The organism is Natronogracilivirga saccharolytica, from assembly GCF_017921895.1.
Lineage (GTDB): Bacteria > Bacteroidota > Rhodothermia > Balneolales > Natronogracilivirgulaceae > Natronogracilivirga > Natronogracilivirga saccharolytica.
Genome location: NZ_JAFIDN010000004.1, coordinates 165,761 through 186,010, shown reverse-complemented (window position 1 = coordinate 186,010; position 20,250 = coordinate 165,761). Strand labels below are relative to the sequence as shown.

The window sequence follows — 20,250 nt, the reverse complement described above, 5'->3', positions numbered from 1 at the left end:
ATCTAATCGGAATGCTAATAAGTTTTGAAGGGATTGACGGCAGCGGAAAGTCAACCAATATCCGGAATCTTTGTCAATACCTGGAGGAAAAGGGATATGATGTTCAGGTGTTCAGGGAACCCGGCGGAACGGTTCTTTCTGAGCAGATTCGCGAAATTTTGCTGAACAGTGATGAAGATATTCATCCGATAGCCGAGTCACTTCTGTTTTCTGCGGCCAGGGCACAACTGGTTGCAACCCGCATCCGGCCGGCTCTTGCAGAAGGAACTATAGTCATAGTGGATCGTTTTTTTGACTCAACTACAGCTTACCAGGGCTATGGACGGGAGGTCATACCTGTGTGGCAGATTGATCAGCTGAATGATTTGGCGACGCAGCAACTTGAGCCGGATATTACTTTCTATCTGAGGCTGCCGCCGGAAGAAGCTCAGCGCCGACGGGCCAGGGAAGGCAGTGAAGACCGCCTTGAACGGTCCGGAGAGAAATTTTTTGAGCGTGTCAGTAAAGGATTTGATCAACTGGCAGCGGAAAAGGAGAGAATCATCACACTTGACTCAACTCAGCCCGTTGAAATTCTGACGGAACAGATTGTTTCCCATTTAAGGCCGAAGCTTGACCGGCTGTAATGTCCGGATTCATCCAGTAAATCAGGGCAGGAAGAAAGAGCAGGTCCGCCAGAAGTGCCGTGAGAATGGTAAGGCATGTCAGCAATCCCATCAGCATGTTGGACTCGAACGAACTTGTGCCCAGTACACCGAATCCTGCAAGAAGTATAATACTGGTCAGTATAATAGCCCTGCCGGTGTGGATGGTAGTGTTCTTTACAGCCTGACGCAGATCAGACCCTCGCAGAGTTTCCATCCTGAAGCGCGCCAGATAGTGTATACTGTCGTCTACAGCTATGCCGAAAGCTATTGTGAAAATGACAGCTGTTGACGGCCGGATGTCGATACCTGCAAAACCCATGAATCCGGCGGTAATGATTAGTGGTATCAGGTTGGGCAACAGAGAGATAATCACGAGTTTGGCATTTCTGAAAAGCAGTGCCATAATTACGGAAATGAACAGAAAAGCAAGTCCGATACTCCAGGTGAGGGCCGAAACAATGTTTCCGGTCAGGTCGGCTGACAAGATGGTTGATCCGGTAAGCGTGACGGATGACTCCGGGAAAAGGGCATCAAGCCGGGGCTTCAGGTCGTCACGCATCTGATTGATGCGATAGGAGCCGACGTCATAAGCCCTTGCTATTACGCGTGTTTGCCGGTTCTCAAAGTCATTCATTCGTGACGGGCCGGATGCCCCCGTCAGGTCCAGAAGCAAATCGTATTGGGCAACAAGCTGACGGGAATCGGGCACCGTGTCTTCCTGATGGTCCCTCATTACCTGATCGACTCGTTTTATCAGTGTGGCAAAAGAAATGCTCTGACTGATTTCATCGTATTCGCCGAGCATATTGTGAAGCTGTTCTATGCGTCGCAGCAGGTCCGGGTCATAAGCGCCATCCTCCTTTCCGGTATCAATGATGATTTCCAGAGGAAACTGGGGGGCTATGTGTTCATCAAGAAACCGGCTTTGCTGAATCAGATGAGAGCTTTCACCAATATCATCAAAAACCCTGCTGTTGGTTTTCAGCTGCGTAATTCCGATGGAAAACAGTGCGGTTACCAGCAGTGTGATACTCACTACGATCCTGTAATGATTCCGGGCGGTTCTGTGGGTGGAGGAAAGCAGAGAGCCGATTTTCCGGAAAAACACCTTGCTTTTATCTTCTACGGGCATCCTTGTTTTTATCAGTTGCAATACGGAAGGCAGCACAAATATGGTTACCGCAAATGCAATCAGCACCCCCAATGCTGTGTAGAGGCCGAAACGCCGCATCGGCATGACATCACTCGTCATCAATGTCATGAAACCGATTGCGGTGGTAATACTGGTCAGCAGCGTCGCTGAACCCAGTACGAGAATCGTCTCTTCCAGTGAGCGTTTTTTACTTTTGTTGTCAAGCCGCAAGTCCTGATATTTTGAAAGCATGTGAATGGAATCCGCGACTCCCACACATAACAGGATCGGTGCAATGGTGCTGCTCATGATCTCAAAGTGTCCGCCGGTCATCACCAGAACAGCAACTACAAAGAGTATGGTAACCCATACAATGGAAATGGGGAGCAGCACGCCGATGACCGTTCTGAACAGAAGCCACAAAATAATAATGATAAGCAGTGAAGCCACAGAAACATAGAGCAGAATCTCCCTGTTCAGGGTTTCCACGTACTGCGTCCGGAAATAGGGGAGCCCGGTTACATTGATGTCATAATGCTGCCTGTAGGATTCAAGTTTGTCCTCCAGACGGGATATGAGTTCCCGCCTGTTTGAAAAGGTATTTTCCTGCTCGTCGAGATTGATATAGATAGCTGTTGCGGTACCATCCGAGCCCAGGAATGTGCCGTATACGAACGGATCGTTCAGCATTCTGCTGCGGATATCATCAAGAATCCTGCCGGTTGCGTTTTCGCCAGTTTGCACCTTATCCAAATCATCATCAGAAAGGTATTTATCAGTACTCAATGATCCGTCATCAGACCGGACAAACTCCCGGATATTCCACAAACTCCGTACTTCTTTCGTGTAGGGGAGCATTTCAAGATCTTCAGAAAGCCGTTTGATGCGATACAAGTGCTCATTTGTAAACAGGGAGTCATGCCGGAAAGCGACAATAATGGAGGTGTCGTCCCGACCGAACTCATCGGATATGCGCTGAAACTCAACAATGGTTTCCGCATCGTCCGGGTAAAACCCTTCCAGGTCGAAGTCGGCCTCGACGTTCAATGCGGGCAGAAAGGCAAAAAACGCAAGACCAGCTACAAGGGCCAGATAGGTCCGCGGTCTGGCGAGTATCTGTCCGATTATCAGATCAATATGATTTTTCCGAATCAATGTTTGGCCTTTCTGTTTCGATATGCGCAGTTACCAGTAGAATTTCAGTGTGCCGTAAACGAGAGAGTTTGTTCTGTATGAGCCGAAAGACAAATGACCATAGCCCGGACCAGGATCGGAACCGCCGAAAATATGCGTTCCCAAGCCAAGGTTAACCTGATCAGAAATGTCATATATATGTTCCGAACTGATCCAGAAATCATTGCCTGCCGGATGATATGTTGTCTGCATCCGGTTGCTCAACCGTTCCCGGAACAAGTCCCGGGCAACGAAACCAGAAAATCTGTGAAAGCGTTCTTTCCGGACAATATCAGGGTGAGGCGAGCGAATTCCCTCCATAAACCACTGGACACCGGCAAGTAAAGTGGACCGCTCATAACGGATCTCGGTCAGTAACCGGTAGGATTGCTCAGCAGACAAAAAACCATCCTCTTCTTCATCGATCAAACGGGTTATGCGTGCCAGTTCTCCGAGACTTGTGGATGCAGGGTCAAACTCCAGAATGATACCGGGAACCCGGTCGAACTGTTCATCTTGAAACCAGAGTGCTTCTGCTGTCAAGGTAATTCCGGATCCGGCGCGGTAAGAAGTTCCGCCGCCCAGAATCAGAGTGGGTTTGAAAGAGGGTTTCAAGGTAATTGCAGGTGAAGCAAAAGGATCTGCCGGATCAATTGACAATTTTTTTTGGTAAGACGGCATGGGAGGCACCCAGTGAAATGCAGAAAGCTGAATTTCAAGCGAAGCAGACAGATCGTACTCCCATATCAGTCCGGTCTGGAGTTCCGTCAGTTGCCTGTCCGGTCTGTTATCACCGGATGGAAAATCGGATATGCGCAGCGGGAGTCCGGCCGGAGTGGGGACGGGAATAAACCACCTGTCTTCGGGATGCGGCAGTCGAACCGGGGTGATGACAGGTGAGAAAACAAGTTCAAATACGCTGTTTCCGGTATAATGTCTGTATGATAATGCAATGTTGCCGCGGACTGTTGCATTGTCGGGTTCAATGACAAAGTTCCGCAGATCCCTGGGCCGTAAAAACTCAAATAACGAGTTGGCGGGAGTCAGTCCTCTGCGCAGATCTTGCCGGCCGACCCGGAGATCCCCCCGGGAAAGCCAGAATTCTATCCAGAGTTCGGGGATGTATATATCGAGAGAGTCCGGGCTGGCAGTGAAATAATTCCGGATATTGGCGCTGGTGTGGAAGCGACCGTCCGGCAGGCGCTGATCCAGCTCCAGACTCAGTCTTTGAACAGCCGGATGATACGAATGCGGAGGGTGCATCGTGAAACCGGACAGATGCTGAAAGGTGCCGGTCCACTGAGGTCTATCGGCCGCATGAAGCTGGAGGGTCAGGGCAGCACAGAAAGCGGCAGTGAACAACGTTGTCCGGACGGCAGAAAACGCTTTTTCAGCAGCAAAATTACCAAACATGAGGACTTTTAAATTATTTTTCAATTGCTGAAATGAAAAAAAATGCTTAATTTTGAATTATTGTGCATTTCCTATTCCTCTTGTCTGGAAGGTCATGCATATATCGTAATGGTGATACCAGCCACAAATCACACAAACACTCAACTTTACGAAGCATAAAAGTACATTATGGCGCATCAAAGAATCGAAGTTGACCTGCCCCTCGCAAAAGTTTACGAATTAATGAGTTCTCCGACAGATTTTCCGAAGTTCATTTCGTCTTTGAAAGAGGTGAACAAAATTAATTCGCAAACTTTCGAATACGTAACTGAAATTGGCGGAGAAGAATTCCGTTGGACCACCAACATCATTGATGATCTGCGAAACACCCGCTTTGCCTGGATCACCATCAATGGGAACCTGAATCAAACCGGAACCATCCGGTTTACCCCCTTGAATAACGGTTCCCGTACCAGGGTTGATTTCAGTCTGGATTACCGGACGTTCTTTGGTGAACCTTCCACTGATATGGCGAAGTTTATTGAAGAACTGCCCGATCAGCTGATGGGTGATCTTGAAAAATTCAAAAATCTTGCCGAAAGCGGCAACTTTAAGGATGAGGAAGAGGTAGAGTCCGGAAAAGAAGAGGTCACTGCCTGATTCAGGTTTGAAAATTTATAAAAAGGGGCTTCAAGCCCCTTTTTTTTTGACTCCTGATCCGGATCTCAAACAAATGGATATTACCGAGTTTCTGTCATCAAACGTAAGAGAGAAGCCCTTTGCTGCCGTATTGGGACATCCCGTTGCGCACAGCCGTTCTCCGGCAATTCACAATGCTGCTTTAAAATACCATGCATTGCCGGTATCATACCATGCCATTGACTGTCCGCCGGAAAAAAACACACTCCTGCCCGAGCTTTTTTCACTACCTGCTTTCAGAGGTGCAAATATCACCATTCCGCTTAAGCAGGATATCATCGGTTATCTGAATGAAACCGATGAAACCTCGCAGGAAATTGGTGCTGTAAATACCGTTGTTCCTTCTGGTCACGCAGGAGTCAGACCCTCTGGTTTCAATACCGATGCCTATGGTTTTCAAAAACCGCTTGAGGGCATAACCGATCTTGAATGTGCCGTTGTACTGGGTGCGGGGGGTGCCTGCAGGGCGGTGGTTTACGCCCTTCGGAAATCCGGTTTCAAAAAAATATATGTTGCCAGCAGAAGGGCGGGGTCGGGATTATCCAAATTGCCCGGACAGGTCGATATCATTGATTACTCTGTAATCAAAAACGCTGTTAAGGATTCGGATATCATTGTCAATACCACACCCGTCGGCATGTATCCGAAGGTGGACGGGTTGCCTGTGCCGGAGGATCTGATTCCGCTATTGAAGGGGAAAATATGCTACGACATCATATACAATCCGCTGGAGACCCGTTTTCTTAAAGAGGCGCGAAAGCATGAAGCCAAAACGATAGGAGGTCTGGATATGTTTATCTATCAGGCTGCAAGGTCGTTTGAACTCTGGTTCGACAAACCCATGCCGCTTGAAATGGCGAGAAGTATTATTATATCCGATTTGAATTCGTGAAATGATGACACACTTTTGGACGCAGCACAGGGAGGTACTGGCCGCATTTATTGATAAAAATGCCGAAAAAGACGGGTATCGGCTGCGCTCAGTGACCAATGTGGAAACCGGATCGGATGCCATCCAGGCTCTCGAGGCAAACAGAGTTACATCTTCAGAATATCTTGGACATCACCCGCTTAAGCTGAGTATGGGCAAGCAGGTGCATGGCACTAACATAGTGTATACGGAAGAACCGGACATATATGAAAAAACGGATGGACTGGTAACTGACAAACCTGATCTTGCCGTCGGAGTTCTGGTGGCCGACTGCGCGGCAGTATTGCTGGCAGACAGAGTGCACCGGGTTATTGCCGCCGTACATGCAGGCTGGAGAGGGGCATCTGCAGGTATCATCTCCAAAGCAGTAAACAAAATGATGACGTTTGGAGCGGAACCGGATGTGATGGAAGCCTATGTAAGTCCATGCATCAGCAAGGATATGTTTGAAGTCGGGGATGAGGTAGCCTCACAGTTTCCCGCCCGTTTCGTTGACCGGTCCTTCCCAAAGCCTCATGTGGATTTGCAGGGTTTTCTGAAACATGAACTGCTTGTCAGCGGAATGTCCGAAGAAGCCGTCAAGTGCGACGAACGTTGTACTTACCGGACGGCCGAATCATTACACTCTTACCGAAGAGACGGCACAGCCAGCGGACGAATGCTTGGAGTCATTGTTCTTACATAATCAAGATTATTTTCCGGAAAACAATGGGATTGTTATTGCGATTGCACCCATGAACATTATCAACAGATTCAGATACGCCAGTGAATTCTAAAAAACTGATTATACTTGGCTCAACCGGTTCCATCGGAACCCAGACACTGGACATTGTCAGGTCTCAACCGGACAAGCTGGAAGTGTTTGCACTTACTGCAAACACTAACTGGAAGCTGCTGGCTGAACAAATCAACGAATTCAAACCAGCTTATGCCTTTCTGAAAGATGATCAGAAGCTTGGTGAGCTGCAGTCCTCGCTATTGCATAATGAAACCGAGATTCTCAGCGGTGGTGCCGGTATCATTGAAGAACTTGTGAGCAGTGATGAACCTGATTCGGTTATCAACAGCCTGGTTGGTTTTTCCGGGTTTCGCCCCACTGTTTCGGCCCTGGCTGCGGGAAAAAAAGTAGCACTTGCCAATAAGGAATCCCTCGTTGTTGGTGGGGCGTTGCTCGCACCCTATCTGAACGGACATTATGACAGGCTCATTCCGATTGACTCCGAGCACAGTGCCATACTGCAATGTTTGGTTGGGGAAGACACAGATACCCTGGAAAAACTGATCATCACCGCCAGCGGCGGGCCATTTCGCACCTGGTCCATCGATAACTTAAAGAACGCAGGTGTTCGGGATGCGCTGAAACATCCCAACTGGGACATGGGAGCGAAAATTACCATCGACTCTGCGACGATGATGAATAAGGGACTGGAGGTTATTGAGGCTCATTGGTTATTTGGCCTTCCGTTAGAAAAAATTGAGGCTGTCATACATCCGCAAAGCATAGTTCACTCCATGGTGCTGTTCAATGACGGGTCCATGAAAGCGCAGCTTGGTTTGCCGGATATGCGGCTTCCTATTCAATATGCTCTGAGCTATCCGGATCGCTGGCCGCTGCCATCCCGGCATATAAACTGGGCCGAGCATCAGCAGCTGACTTTCGAACCGGTTGATACCCGCCGTTTTCCCTGTTATGATCTTGCCTTGCAGGCCATCCGGACCGGAGGCCATGCCCCGGCAATTCTTAATGCTGCAAATGAGATTGCAGTAGAACGATTTCTGAATGAAGAAATTTCTTATATTCAGATCTCCCGGATTGTAGCTGAGAGCCTTTCTCATATATCACCAGGTGAAACGTTATCAGTAGAGTCTCTGGAAGAGGTCGATCAGCAGACAAGGGCAGTTGCCCGGGATATTTGAAAAAAAACGCGACGATATATACATGGAAGTAATCTTCAGCATCCTACAGACCGTACTCATTTTTGTAGCAGCTATCTTTATTCTGGTGCTGGTTCACGAACTGGGTCATTTTCTTGCCGCTAAACTTTTCGGAATGAGAGTTGAGCGTTTTTCCATCGGTTTTCCGCCACGCCTTGTCGGAGTCAAAAAGGGAGATACCGATTACTGTATCTCCGCTCTGCCCCTGGGGGGATATGTAAAAATATCCGGAATGGTTGATGAGAGCATGGATGACAGTTTTGAGGCCTCCGAACCCAAGGATTACGAATACAGAAGCAAACCTGTCTGGCAGCGCATGATTGTCATCACAGCCGGTGTGATATTCAACATGCTGCTTGCCTATGCGATTTTTGCCGTTATCACATTTTCTCACGGGGTCAATCAGATTCCCGCTGAAAACATCCAGGGAATGTATATTCCGGATACATCGACTGCCGCCGATGTAGGCTTTGAGACGGGTGATCGCCTTGTAGCTGTGAATGACAAGGAAATTGAATATGTCCGGCGCGGACAGTTTTTTTCCATGAGCGATATTACCAGCAGATCGCTGTCATTCACTGTTGAGCGCGACGGTGAAATGATCACCATTGAACCGCCGGCAGACTTTCTGGATTACCTGGCCAGGAATCCGGAGTTTCTGGAACTTCAAAATGCCCTGCCCAGCAAAGTGGGGGCTGTAGCCGAGGACACCCCGGCTGAAAAAGCCGGTTTGCAGGAAGGCGATGAGATTATTGCCATTGACGGTGAGGAAATAGGATACTGGGCACAAATGGTTGAGAAAATACAGGCCGGCGGGGAAGAGATGCTCTTTACCGTGAGACGAAACTCCGACACCCTCGAAAAGACCATCAGTCCCGAACCGGAAAGAAGGGTAATCGGCATCGCAATTGTGGATCCTCATCAGTACTTCGGATACGAAACCATCAGCTTTGGGGTCTTCGGTTCTATCAGAGAGGGGGTTAATCAGGCCCATGACACGCTCTTCGGCATTATAAACGGTTTTCGCCAGCTGCTGACCGGCACCATATCCGTACGGGAAAACCTCGGCGGACCGGTAGCCATTGCATCCGTGACGGCCGAAGTGACCGAACGCGGGGGTGCACTGGGCTTCTGGAATTTCACGGCTTTTCTGAGCATCACCCTTGCCCTGATGAATATCCTGCCTATTCCGATGCTGGACGGAGGGCATCTAATGTTTCTTATATACGAAGCGGTAACACGAAGGGAACCATCAATGAAAGTGCGAATGGCACTTCAGCAAATCGGCTTTATTTTGTTGATCAGTCTTATGATCTTTGTCACATTCAATGATATCCTCAGACACGTAGTTAACTGACATATGAGATTTGCAAAGGATGGTGTTCCCGTTATTGTTGCCGTACTGTTCCTTTCACTGATAATTATTGCCATAGGCTGGATACTGAACAATGCGTTTTCTATCCTCCTTTATCTGGCAGGCGTCGGCCTGAGCGGTTTTACGCTGTTCTTCTTCCGCGATCCTGAGCGCAGCATCCCGGAAGGCGACTTTGTTCTGGCACCGGCAGACGGAAAAGTGATTTCTGTTGATGATGTCAGAGAGGACACCTATCTGGGGAGAAGTGCCCGGCAGATAACCATTTTTCTTTCACTGGGCGATGTCCATGTAAACCGCTATCCTGTTTCCGGAAAGGTCGAACATGTTTCCTATCATCCGGGAAAGTATCTGGTTGCCTGGCACCCCAAGGCTTCGGAACTGAATGAGCGTGCCGAATTCGGCATCAGACATCCGAGCGGCGTGCCGATTTTTTATCGCCAGATCACCGGTTTCGTAGCCCGCCGCATCGTATTTCATACGAAGGAAGGGGATGAAGTCAGTGCCGGTGACCGGTTCGGCATCATGAAATTTGGCTCCCGGATGGATATACTTGTGCCTGACGACATGGAAGTCCTGGTAAGTGAAGGAGACCGCACGAGGGGCGGAGAGACCATCCTGGGCCGTTTATGATCTTTGACCCGGAAAGCCGCACTGCGGTTTCACCGCTGTAACTATTGCTGAAACCTGGAATACGGGAGATGATGAATCCTGAAAAAAGAAAATTGCGCAGGCAACTGAGAAATGACCACTTGCGTCAGAAGTTCCGCAAACCCATTCCGAGGGCTGTTGTTCCGAGTTTTTTTACCCTGATGAACCTGTTCTGCGGTTTTGTTGCTATCGTACAGATTTATGAGGGCAAGATTGAGTTTGGTGCCTGGCTGATTGTACTGGCTGCCGTCTTTGATATGATGGATGGTTTCATGGCAAGGCTTGCCAATGCAACATCAGAGTTTGGTATTGAGCTGGATTCTCTGAGTGATATGGTTTCTTTCGGTGTGGCTCCGGGATTTCTGTTCTACAGCCATTCTCTCAATGAATTGATGATCATAGGAATCATCGTGTCTGCGTTACCCGTTATCTGCGGATCGATGCGGCTGGCGCGGTTTAACGTGGATGCCCGTATTGAAGATCCGGACTATTTCAAGGGGCTGCCGATTCCGGCAATGGCCATGATGCTTGTCGCTCTGTTTCTCATTTTTCAGGACAGCGGTGCATTGTTTGAAGGGTTCAAGTACGGAATCAACAGTGTCATTATTCCGGTTATTCTGTTGCTCTCTCTGCTGATGGTAAGCACGGTTCCCTTTGACAAAATCCCCAAGTTCAAAAAAGGCCATCTGCGCAAGCACAGAGGAAGGGTTTATCTGTTTATATTCTATTTCATTGCTGTTATCATGCTTCAGGAATACGGACTGATACTGGTTTTTTCCATTTTCATTTTCAAGGGGGTCGTCATGGCCCTGATCCGTTTCTGGAAGGAGATTCACGAGGAGCCGGTTCAGGGCTGAGGCTGCCAGACGGGATCAGCCGGCAATCAGGCAATTATGCCATTAGCTATTCTGCCGCCCTGCTTACGGAGAAGATCAGAAGTTGTACTGCAGGCTTATGGCGTGAGCGGTTCCGAACCCGGTTTCATAAGGCATGAAGGCATAATTAAAATAGAACTCACTTATCAGTAATCCGGCTCCCAGGCTGAACCGGCGTTCTGTCTCACCGGTGCGATACCCGCCCCTCAGATCAATTAAATCTGAAACCCTGAGCTCCATTCCCAGGTTGAAATAACCGTCTTTTTGAGGACTGATGGAGCCATCTTCAGGCTCGAATTCATTCAACGGAAGATTGAAATCACCTATGAATGATACCAATAGCGGAATTTCATCATCGGCAGCTGTCGTGGAAAACTGAAGAAACCGGATGTCCGCGCCAAAACTCAGCATGGTCGGCAGCTCCGTAGCCGTCTCGGAAAGCTCATCCATGGATCCCAGGTTTCTAAGCGATGCACCAAGCCTGACGCGCTCGTCAAAGATGTTCATGCCAACCCCGGCATTGAGCCCGTATCCGCCTGCGTCTTGCTGAAAATACTGTTCGTGCAGATACATGCCGGTCAATCCCAGAGATAGCGGACCGATATTGCGGGCATAGGAGGTAGCAACAGAAAAATATCTGACTGAAAAAGTCCCGTCAGGGTTTTGGGTCGGATTTTGCCGGAACGCAACATCATCGATCAGCGATGACATGAATGCGACACCGAAGGCGTCGTTATCCCTGCGGTAAGCAAGTCCTGCAAAACTGTTCTGTGTGTCCGTTGCGGGCCATATCATATATGAAATGGTTGCACTGCTCTGTTTTTCCAGTGCCAGCATGGACGGGTTCAGGAATATGGAGGATGCCCCGGACAAAGAAGCCGTATTTCCTTCGGAAATTCCCATATTATGGGCTGAAGGGCCTGTCAGGAGGAACTGCATTCCGGTAGTCTGCCCGCCTCCCGCATGCAGTACCGGAGTAGTTATCAGTAAGAGTAATGCCGCCGTCAGGATTCTTTTTGTCATCTTATTCAGGGAGTCAGAATTTCTTTGTTTCACGCAGTTGCCTGTGGCATCCGTTACAGTTTCTGTTACAGAGATAATCTCAAATTTAAAACATGCATTCCAGCAATTCCCATCGGTTCTCTTACAAAAGCATAATCAATGGAAGGGCTCAGCGCATCATACGGAAGATGCACAGAGAATCCGGCGCTTACTTTATGGGTCTCCTCAAGGAAGTCCAGGTCCAGAACCTCCCAGCCTCCTCTCAGGGTAATTCGCTCATGGGCATCCCAGGATGCTCCGAAGCGGATTTGATGGCTGCTGGTAGTAATGTTATCGGTCTGGCGGGAGTTGCGCGGTGGCAGCACGCCTGATGCGACCTGCAAGCGCTGATATTCGGAGCTTTGCCGCTGGATTTCATATTCAGAGCTGAGAGTCAGTCCGGTTTCCGCAAATCTGTAGGATGTGGACAGCCGGAAGCGGTTAGGAAACGGATCTGATTTGCTGCGACCGTCCTGTCCGCCATACAGGTCTGATGTGTTCCATGAGTATTCGGAGACAAGATCCTGGGCAGCGAATCCAATTCTCCAGGAGTCGGTGGGACTCAGGATCATGCCGATATCAAACCCGGCGCCAGTGGAATTGCTGATCTCTTCATGGAAACTGGCCAGCTGAAGTTTGACCGAAGCGCCAAGGCGGATTCGCGGGTTGATGCTGATGCCAAATGCTGCAAAAAACTGAAACTCGTGGGTGGACAGATAATCCGTGTGGTATCCGCTGCTGGTCCGGCCGTCAATGTCATAGACATTGGCGTTGAGCAATCCGAAGCTGAGTCCGGCATTGGGGGGCAGCGGGAATGTTGCGTTCACGGAATGAAGCGAGCGGTCGAACGACATCAGCGCCGTGCCCAGATCAAACTGATTATTCGTGATATCGGCAGAAAGTGCAGGGTTGTAGTGAGCGTAAACGCCGTCCTGGGATACGGACCCGATGGCATTGCCCATTGCCATGCCCCTTGCACCAAATCCCATCCTCGTAAACGCACCGCTGAAACCACCGCTCTGAGCATGAACATCAACAGAAAAAACCATGATTATCAAGGCAGCTACCATCGTGACAAACAATGTGCGGTGAGCTTTATGTATGCCGCTCCGGTACAGGGGCGGATTCGCAGAGCCGGTCCGGCATTTTCTTTCAGGTGTTATGGATTCAAGAGAGTTCATTCAATCTAACAAGATTCATTCGAGTACCAGGATTTTTCCTGTTTTGCTGCCGTTTCCGGTTTCGATTTCATAAAATATCGTTCCGTTTGCAACTTTGCGGCCCTGCTCATCGGTGCCATCCCAAACCGCTTCATATGTTCCGGGGCCGAGTTGTTTGTTTTCGTCCAGAACCCGTATAAGGTTCATGGAAAAATCATACAGTCGTATGGTGACCGGTGCGTCGGAATCCGTTTCAAATTTGATGCGCACCAGATCATGATTCCGCGGTGAAAACGGGTTGGGATATGCATAGGTATCCACATCAGGTGCGTCATCCTGGTGCTGATTTTCGCCATCAAGCGGAAAATTCACCCTTGTAATTTCCCAGGTCTCTCCGTCATCGGTTGTCGATGCCAGTCCGTCGCTTGAGCCGATCCAGATGCGATCCGAAGCATTTGCCACGGCGTAGTACGTCGTTCCGGGTTTCATTGATGTGTTCGGACTGCGGATGCGGCTTGTCTGCTGCCAGTTGCGGCCGTTGTCTCTGCTGATAAACAGGCCGTTGGATCCTGCAGCAAAAATGGCTTCATCGCGAAATCCAATATCATATATCCGTTCACCGGCAAGATGCTGTTCAAACGTTTCACCGGCATCCCTTGTCGCTACGATTCCCTCGGTGTCCTCGCCGGTTATGGCTGACCAGTTGGTCATCCAGACAGCGTTGTCATAAGAGTTTTCCCGAATCGCCGTCACCCAGTTTCCGAGAAGGCCGTCAGGATCCCGGCTAGCCCGGATGTGCCTCCAGCGAATGCTGTCGGCCGGCGCGTCAAGGGCATTGTCGGAGATGTTGATACCTCCGGCGGTTCCGGCGTAAACATGTCCGTCCTCTGCTATGAGTACCGAAAATCCAAGAAAATTGAGATAATTATTTGACTGACCGTCACCTCTGGGATCGATGACAAAGTCATATGTTTCTTCCGGATCGAGACGGTCCAGCTCAAATGGCGGAAGCACGATGCGTTCCCAGGTCTGGCCAAAGTCGGTGCTTCTGCGGATTCCGGAGGCCCATCCGGCAAAAAAGGCAACATCGCCCCGGAAATCAACGACATAGGGAGGGGATTGCTGGGGTACAATGACAGGTACAATCTCAAGGTCCTGTCCGCCGTAGCGGATGGTGTTGTCATCCGGGTGGTCAAGCGTCCGGGATGTATCAACAAGCTCCCAGGACAAGCCGCCGTCACTGGTAATGTAGAAACCCATCTGTGCCTGAACGGATTCGCCACCCTGGGTATCCGTGTATCCGATTCCGGCAATAACACTGTCTTGTGCAAGTGCTATGGAAAAAAGGCGCCCGCGCCCGTCAGTCACCGAGTCTACGCCCTCAGGTTTCAGCCAGTCCATATCATTTGCCACATTGTAGTACATTCTTGGACCCGTCCAAACCGTATCACCATAGGCACCCATATTGGATATGGAGTTTTGTGAAATGGAGTTGTAAGGGGAGGAGATCTGTCCGGGTTCAATCTGAGCGAAAGAAGGCCGGGGCGCAGCAAACAGGCAGACCGCAAGGAAAAATATCAGAAATATGGATGCCGGTAGTAATCTCATCGGGCGATGGTAAGTGTTGAGCTGAGTGTGTCGCTGACAGTTCCCGCAATATCGATGGCGTGCACCTCGATGGTATACGTGTCGGGATTATTGCCGGAGTTTATACTGAAGTTCTGTACATATATGCTGTCACCGGGTTCATTCCCGAAATCAGGATTGCTGTCACTCATGGTGGATGCAAAAATCCGGTCGTCGCTCTGGTCATAGAGTTCGAGCTGGACCCGGTCGATGTTATCAGGTGAAATGGTATGCTCCACTTTTGCAGATATGAAAAAGCGGTTGTCTTCTTCGCCGGGCATTGGAATAATTACCGTTTCAGGGTGGTCGACTTCAAGCACTCTCGGCTCGCCTGTGTCCACCCCGCGGACAGAAATGGTAGTTTCGTTGCGGTCGTATGCTCTGTTGTCCGGCCCGAGTGGATAGACGTAGATCACGAGGTTCTCAAAGTTATTGGTGCTCATTTGCCTGGAAAGCGTGCCCTGAAACTGCTGGGGAGTATCGGGTGCTGTCAGGGTGTCCGAGTCCAGCTCGGAACGGTCATTTGCTGCGGCCAGCGATGCAACCAGCAGATAATCTTCCGGCAGGTCTGATGTGACGGATATGTGAAAGGTGACAAGTGTATCCGTGATTTCTGCGTCATCATCAAAGGTGACAGAGTCGGGGCTCACAGAAACCTCAGAAATTACGGGATGTTCGCTGAGAACATTTACAGGTCCGTCAGTTTCATCACAACCGGACAGAATCATAATAAATGCAACAAGGCACAGCAGATGTGCGGCAGGGAAGGGGAAACGGAACGGATGTCTCAAAACAGCTAAGTAAAGAGGTGAAGACAATAGTGAAATAAAAAGCAGGTGACAAGTAGTAACGTTATGCCATTCAGTCTGTTATGTTTTGATGCCAGCAGCTGCACTCAATGGTGCGCTGCATTTCCGTTTATTATTCAATATTACCCGTTGTTTCGACGAATGTCAATATTGTTTTGACTTGTTTTTTGTATCCGGGCGGTATTTTCCGCGGAGCCGGACAGGACAAATACTCCTGTAATGCAATGTTTAAAAATCAAGGTCTTGCTTCAGGTTTGATAGTTGTGTAAATTTACTTTCATGAAAAGTGTAACTGTACATGGAAATAACTGGTGGTGGTCAGTCTGCTGAGAGCGGATTGATACCGGTATGTGCAGTACACTTTAGAGTATTTAACCCGCTTTCAGTTCATCTGGGAGCGGGTTTTTTTGTTTATGGCCACTTTTGACAAGCTGATTGTCAGATAAGTGCGATTTATCAGGTAATCAGAGTGGCCAACATTTTGCATGATCTTGAAAGTTTATGAATCCGGAAGAATTTAAACAGCTGGCTCAAACATATACCGCAATACCCGTCTCCAGGGTACTGATGGCTGACACGGTCACGCCGGTATCCCTGTTTTTGAAAATTCGCAGTGATGCACGTTATCCCTTTCTTCTGGAATCCGTGGAAGGGGGAGAGCAGATGGCCAGATATTCATTCATTGGCAAAAACCCCTATCAGGCACTGAAATACAAAGACGGAAAAGTCAGCCTTGCCAGATACCGGAAAGCCTCAGATGCCCATGCATTTTTTGACGGGGGAGGTCAGAGCAGTGAACAGACCGATGGCGGATTTGAAGAAAAGACTCTTGATGAGGGTTATTTTCCGGTGCTCAGAAAATTGTGCACTGCGTATCTGGAACCGGAGCTGCCAGACTTGCCCCGGCTGACAGGCGGCGCTGTCGGCTTTTCAGCTTATGATACGGTTCGCCTGGTTGAAGACCTGCCCGATTCACCTGAAGATGACCTGGGACTTCCGGAAGCAATATGGGCTTTTTACGATGAAATATTCGCATTTGATCACGTGAAGCACAGAGTGCTGCTGATCAAGACCGTGTTTACCGGACCTGATGAGGATCACGATGCCCGGTATTCCAGTGCATTGAAATCCCTGGACATGATGGAAGACGTATTCAATCGTCACGTAACGGATTCAGACGGATACCGCAGGCCGCAGGATGATCTGGAAAGCAATATCAGCAGAGAACAATTTCGTGAACATGTCAAAAAAGCCAGGGAGCATATCCATGCCGGTGACATCTTTCAGGTCGTATTGTCACAACGATTCCGCAGCCGGTTTGAAGGTGACCGGTTCATGCTCTACCGGGCACTCAGAATGGTCAATCCGTCGCCGTATTTGTTTTACCTGGATTTTGATGACTTTGCGCTGATTGGATCTTCTCCTGAAGTCCTGGTTCAGGTCAGAAACAAGGATGTTCGATTGCTTCCCATAGCCGGAACGCGGCCCAGGGGAAAAGATCCGGAAGAAGACCGGGCATTTGAGGAAGATCTTAAAGCGGATCCCAAAGAACTCGCCGAGCACATCATGCTGGTCGATCTGGGACGGAATGATCTGTCACGGGTCTGTGATCCGGATACGGTAACCATGGTGCGTGATCGTGTAATCGAGCGGTACTCTCACGTCATGCACATCGTATCCGATGTTTGCGGCCGCCTCTCAGAGGGCAAAACAGCAGTTGATGCACTTGAAAACTGCTTTCCCGCAGGTACGGTTTCCGGTGCTCCGAAAGTCAGGGCGATGGAAATTATTGACGGGATGGAGCCCACAAAAAGGGGGCCGTATGCGGGGGCGGTCGGCTATTTTGATTTTTCAGGCAACATGGACACCTGTATCGCTATCCGGACCATGGTGGTCACTGACCGGGATATCTACATCCAGGCAGGGGCCGGCATTGTAGCCGACAGTGATCCCGACCGTGAGTATGATGAAACAGTCAACAAAGCCAGGGCGCTTGTTGAGGCTTTGAGTGTGGCTCTGAAACTCGAATAATATGTATTGAACTCAAAAGTAACGCATAAAAACTGCTACGCTATTAGAATGAAATCAACAAAGAAAACCATTTTATCAGGCATCCAGCCTTCAGGCAGGCTTCATCTTGGCAACTACTTCGGTGCCATCAGGCAGCATCTGGAGTTCCAGGAAAAGGGCGATGCTTTCTATTTCATAGCCAATTATCATTCACTTACATCGCTTCAGGATGGCAAAAAACTGCATGACTACACGCTGGATGTCGCCCTTGATTATCTGGCGCTGGGCATGGACCCGGAAAAATGTACTTTTTTTGCACAAAGTGATGTTCCTCAGGTTCTTGAGCTCTCATGGATTCTTGGAACCCTCACGCCCGTCAGCCTGATGGAGAAGGGTGTGTCGTACAAGGATAAAATTGCCCAGGGACTGCAACCCAACATCGGCCTGTTTACCTATCCGGTTCTCCAGGCTGCTGACATCCTGATTTACGGGTCCGATATTGTGCCTGTCGGTGCTGACCAGAAACAGAATATCGAAATTTCCCGTGACCTTGCCGCCAGGTTCAATCATGTGTACGGCGGAGAATATCTGCGGATTCCGGAACCCTACATAGTCGAATCGGTTGCAACCGTACCGGGTGTTGACGGACGCAAGATGAGCAAGTCCTATGACAATACCATCGAAATATTCGACAGCGGCAAGGCCCTGAAGAAAAAAGTCATGTCTGTGGTAACAGACTCCAAAGCACTCGAGGAACCAAAAGATCCCGACAGCTGCAATGTCTTCGCGTTGATTAAACTGTTTGCCGACGAGCAAAAAATCCGGGAAGTCCGTGAAAATTATCTTTCCGGCGGATACGGATACGGCCATGCCAAAAAGGAACTTCTTGCTCTTGTTTCCGATTATTTTAAGGAAGCCAGGGATGCGCGTCACGAGCTTGCCAAAGATCCAGATACTGTGCGTGACATGCTCCGGGAAGGAGGCAGAAAAGCCCGTGTACGTGCAGAATCGGTGATGGAGCCCGTGCGCGAAGTGGCCGGAATTGTCCGACACGTTTCAACAAGTACAACTCATAATCTGGTATGACCTGAGGAACCGATCCAATGAGGACCTTGATTATTGACAATTACGATTCGTTCACGTATAACCTGGTGCATCTTGTTGCCAGGCATACTGATGATTACAGTGTAGTCCGGAATGACAAAATTTCGGCCGATGAAATCAGGCGTCTAAAGCCCGAACGCATCATGATCTCACCCGGTCCCGGAAGGCCTGAAAATGCAGGAATAACCGAAACGGTGATAGAAGAGTTCGGCAGGGATATTCCTGTTCTGGGGGTATGTCTCGGGCATCAGGCTATCGGACATGTGCATGGCGCACGTGTGATATCGGCTCCATCACTGATGCACGGCAAAACGTCGCAGATAACGCATGATGATTCTTTCTTGTATAACAATGTACCACAGAAATTTACGGCTACAAGGTATCATTCCCTGGTGCTGGACGAAACAACTATAGGTGATGATTTTTTAATCACCGCGCGTTCTGAAGATGATATAGTTATGGGAATCCGTCATAAGGAGTGGCCGCTTGAAGGGATTCAGTTTCACCCGGAGAGCATCCTGACAGTTGAAGGACCGAAACTGATTGAAAACTGGATGCGCAGGACATCCGAATAAATCTTCTGTTTGAATCACAACCAACAAAACCAGTATCACAACCAACAACTCCATGCAAAATTTTACTGATATTCTGCTGCAGATTTCCGAAGGTGCTGATCTTTCATCCGAACAGGCCGGTTTTGCATTGCGTGAAATCATAAATGGAAATGTGAATGAGGCAAGGATGGCTGCATTCCTGTTTGGTATGCGATGCAAGGGTGAAACGGTTGAGGAGCTTGCAGCAATGGTCGATGTAATGAGGGATGCATGCGTGCATGTGGATGTACCGGTAACCAATGCGGTAGACCTGTGCGGAACGGGCGGCGATAACTCCGGAACCTTCAATATTTCTACAGCGTCAATGTTCGTCACAGCAGGAGCCGAAGTTCCGGTCTTAAAGCATGGAAATTCCGGGGTATCCAGCCGAAGCGGCAGTTTTGATGTTCTGCAAAAGCTTGGAATCACTCCGGATCTTGACAAGGAAAAAGTGGAAACCGGTTTCCGGCAAAGCGGGATGGCGTTCATGTTTGCACCGCTTTTTCATCCCGCGATGGGTGCAATCATGAAAACACGAAAGGATCTTGCCATGAGAACATTCTTTAACATCATGGGTCCGATGCTGAATCCCGCCGGTGTAAAAAGGCAGATTGTTGGTGCATACAGCCGCCAGACAGCTGAAAAAATCGCCCGTATTCTTGAAAATCTCGGTTCCGATTTTGCGTATACCTTTCATGCCAGTGACGGGCTGGATGAGTGCTCAACCACGACATCGACAGAAATTTATCAGCTGAAAAACGGACACATCGGCCAAAATACCCTGGATCCCGGGATATTCGGAATGGCAACTGCAACGCCTGAAGAACTGAAAGGCGGTGATCCTGATCATAACGCGCGTATTATTGAAGCGGTACTTGACGGTACTGGTACCGAAGCCCAAAGCGATATTGTATTGCTGAACGCAACATTCGCAATACATGCTTCCGGATTGTATGACGATATCCAGGAGGCATTCTATGCCGCCCAGGAAAGTCTGGAGTCGGGAGCCGCCCAAAATGCGCTGAAGCGGTTTGCGGAGTGCACTTCAGATCTTAAAGCGTCCGCATGAGCTGATATGCTATGCGATTGCCCTGAAACAG

Annotated in this window: 18 protein-coding genes; 12 read left to right on the top strand and 6 right to left on the bottom strand. The window is 49.2% G+C overall.

Going from position 1 to position 20,250, the window contains the following annotated elements; genetic code table 11:
* Positions 1-11: 11 nt before the first annotated feature.
* Positions 12-626, top strand: coding sequence for a dTMP kinase (tmk, locus tag NATSA_RS07165; protein WP_210511332.1), 615 nt, complete (start codon positions 12-14; stop codon positions 624-626).
* Here the strand turns inward: tmk and NATSA_RS07160 are convergent.
* Complete coding sequence (locus NATSA_RS07160; protein ID WP_210511331.1) at positions 544-2,934, bottom strand: efflux RND transporter permease subunit; 2,391 nt, start codon at positions 2,932-2,934, stop codon at positions 544-546. The genes tmk and NATSA_RS07160 overlap by 83 nt on opposite strands.
* Positions 2,935-2,964: 30 nt before the next feature.
* Entirely contained in the window at positions 2,965-4,365 is a 1,401-nt protein-coding gene (locus NATSA_RS07155) for a hypothetical protein (RefSeq protein WP_210511330.1), read from the bottom strand.
* Between the two features lie 168 nt (positions 4,366-4,533).
* Between NATSA_RS07155 and NATSA_RS07150 the strand changes: the two genes are divergently transcribed.
* The 7 genes from NATSA_RS07150 to pssA all read left to right on the top strand — a co-directional run bounded on the left by NATSA_RS07150 (position 4,534) and on the right by pssA (position 10,789).
* A complete protein-coding gene (locus tag NATSA_RS07150) occupies positions 4,534-5,004 on the top strand; it encodes an SRPBCC family protein (protein ID WP_210511329.1) in 471 nt (156 codons plus the stop codon).
* A gap of 73 nt (positions 5,005-5,077) precedes the next feature.
* Positions 5,078-5,935 (top strand): shikimate dehydrogenase, encoded by an 858-nt coding sequence (gene aroE, locus NATSA_RS07145; protein ID WP_210511328.1) that lies wholly within the window; start codon positions 5,078-5,080, stop codon positions 5,933-5,935.
* A 1-nt stretch (position 5,936) separates the two neighbouring features.
* Positions 5,937-6,659: a peptidoglycan editing factor PgeF gene (pgeF, locus tag NATSA_RS07140; RefSeq protein ID WP_210511327.1), complete on the top strand. Its 723-nt coding sequence runs from the start codon at positions 5,937-5,939 to the stop codon at positions 6,657-6,659.
* Positions 6,660-6,739: 80 nt separating this feature from the next.
* Positions 6,740-7,891: a 1-deoxy-D-xylulose-5-phosphate reductoisomerase gene (locus NATSA_RS07135; protein ID WP_210511326.1), complete on the top strand. Its 1,152-nt coding sequence runs from the start codon at positions 6,740-6,742 to the stop codon at positions 7,889-7,891.
* 22 nt (positions 7,892-7,913) lie between these two features.
* Complete coding sequence (gene rseP / locus NATSA_RS07130; RefSeq protein WP_210511325.1) at positions 7,914-9,266, top strand: RIP metalloprotease RseP; 1,353 nt, start codon at positions 7,914-7,916, stop codon at positions 9,264-9,266.
* A 3-nt stretch (positions 9,267-9,269) separates the two neighbouring features.
* Positions 9,270-9,914: a phosphatidylserine decarboxylase family protein gene (locus NATSA_RS07125; RefSeq protein WP_210511324.1), complete on the top strand. Its 645-nt coding sequence runs from the start codon at positions 9,270-9,272 to the stop codon at positions 9,912-9,914.
* A 68-nt stretch (positions 9,915-9,982) separates the two neighbouring features.
* Positions 9,983-10,789: a CDP-diacylglycerol--serine O-phosphatidyltransferase gene (gene pssA, locus NATSA_RS07120; RefSeq protein ID WP_210511323.1), complete on the top strand. Its 807-nt coding sequence runs from the start codon at positions 9,983-9,985 to the stop codon at positions 10,787-10,789.
* Positions 10,790-10,864: 75 nt separating this feature from the next.
* On the opposite strand, the gene NATSA_RS07115 is transcribed toward pssA, so the two are convergent.
* The 4 genes from NATSA_RS07115 to NATSA_RS07100 all read right to left on the bottom strand — a co-directional run bounded on the left by NATSA_RS07115 (position 10,865) and on the right by NATSA_RS07100 (position 15,425).
* Complete coding sequence (locus NATSA_RS07115) at positions 10,865-11,830, bottom strand: PorV/PorQ family protein (RefSeq protein ID WP_210511322.1); 966 nt, start codon at positions 11,828-11,830, stop codon at positions 10,865-10,867.
* A gap of 65 nt (positions 11,831-11,895) precedes the next feature.
* Positions 11,896-13,029 carry an OmpP1/FadL family transporter gene (locus NATSA_RS07110; protein WP_210511321.1) on the bottom strand — a complete coding sequence of 378 codons (1,134 nt, stop codon included), beginning with the start codon at positions 13,027-13,029 and terminating at the stop codon, positions 11,896-11,898.
* A gap of 15 nt (positions 13,030-13,044) precedes the next feature.
* Positions 13,045-14,616: a FlgD immunoglobulin-like domain containing protein gene (locus NATSA_RS07105; protein ID WP_210511320.1), complete on the bottom strand. Its 1,572-nt coding sequence runs from the start codon at positions 14,614-14,616 to the stop codon at positions 13,045-13,047.
* A complete protein-coding gene (locus NATSA_RS07100; RefSeq protein WP_210511319.1) occupies positions 14,613-15,425 on the bottom strand; it encodes a hypothetical protein in 813 nt (270 codons plus the stop codon). The genes NATSA_RS07105 and NATSA_RS07100 overlap by 4 nt, the downstream gene beginning before the upstream one ends.
* A gap of 519 nt (positions 15,426-15,944) precedes the next feature.
* Between NATSA_RS07100 and trpE the strand changes: the two genes are divergently transcribed.
* From trpE to trpD, 4 genes are read left to right on the top strand one after another with little or no spacing between them, the layout of a single operon-like run.
* Positions 15,945-17,474, top strand: coding sequence for an anthranilate synthase component I (gene trpE, locus NATSA_RS07095; protein ID WP_210511318.1), 1,530 nt, complete (start codon positions 15,945-15,947; stop codon positions 17,472-17,474).
* A 48-nt stretch (positions 17,475-17,522) separates the two neighbouring features.
* Positions 17,523-18,539 (top strand): tryptophan--tRNA ligase, encoded by a 1,017-nt coding sequence (gene trpS / locus NATSA_RS07090; RefSeq protein WP_210511317.1) that lies wholly within the window; start codon positions 17,523-17,525, stop codon positions 18,537-18,539.
* A gap of 17 nt (positions 18,540-18,556) precedes the next feature.
* A complete protein-coding gene (locus NATSA_RS07085; RefSeq protein ID WP_210511316.1) occupies positions 18,557-19,132 on the top strand; it encodes an anthranilate synthase component II in 576 nt (191 codons plus the stop codon).
* A 52-nt stretch (positions 19,133-19,184) separates the two neighbouring features.
* A complete protein-coding gene (trpD, locus tag NATSA_RS07080) occupies positions 19,185-20,219 on the top strand; it encodes an anthranilate phosphoribosyltransferase (RefSeq protein WP_210511315.1) in 1,035 nt (344 codons plus the stop codon).
* The last annotated feature ends 31 nt before the right edge of the window (positions 20,220-20,250 follow it).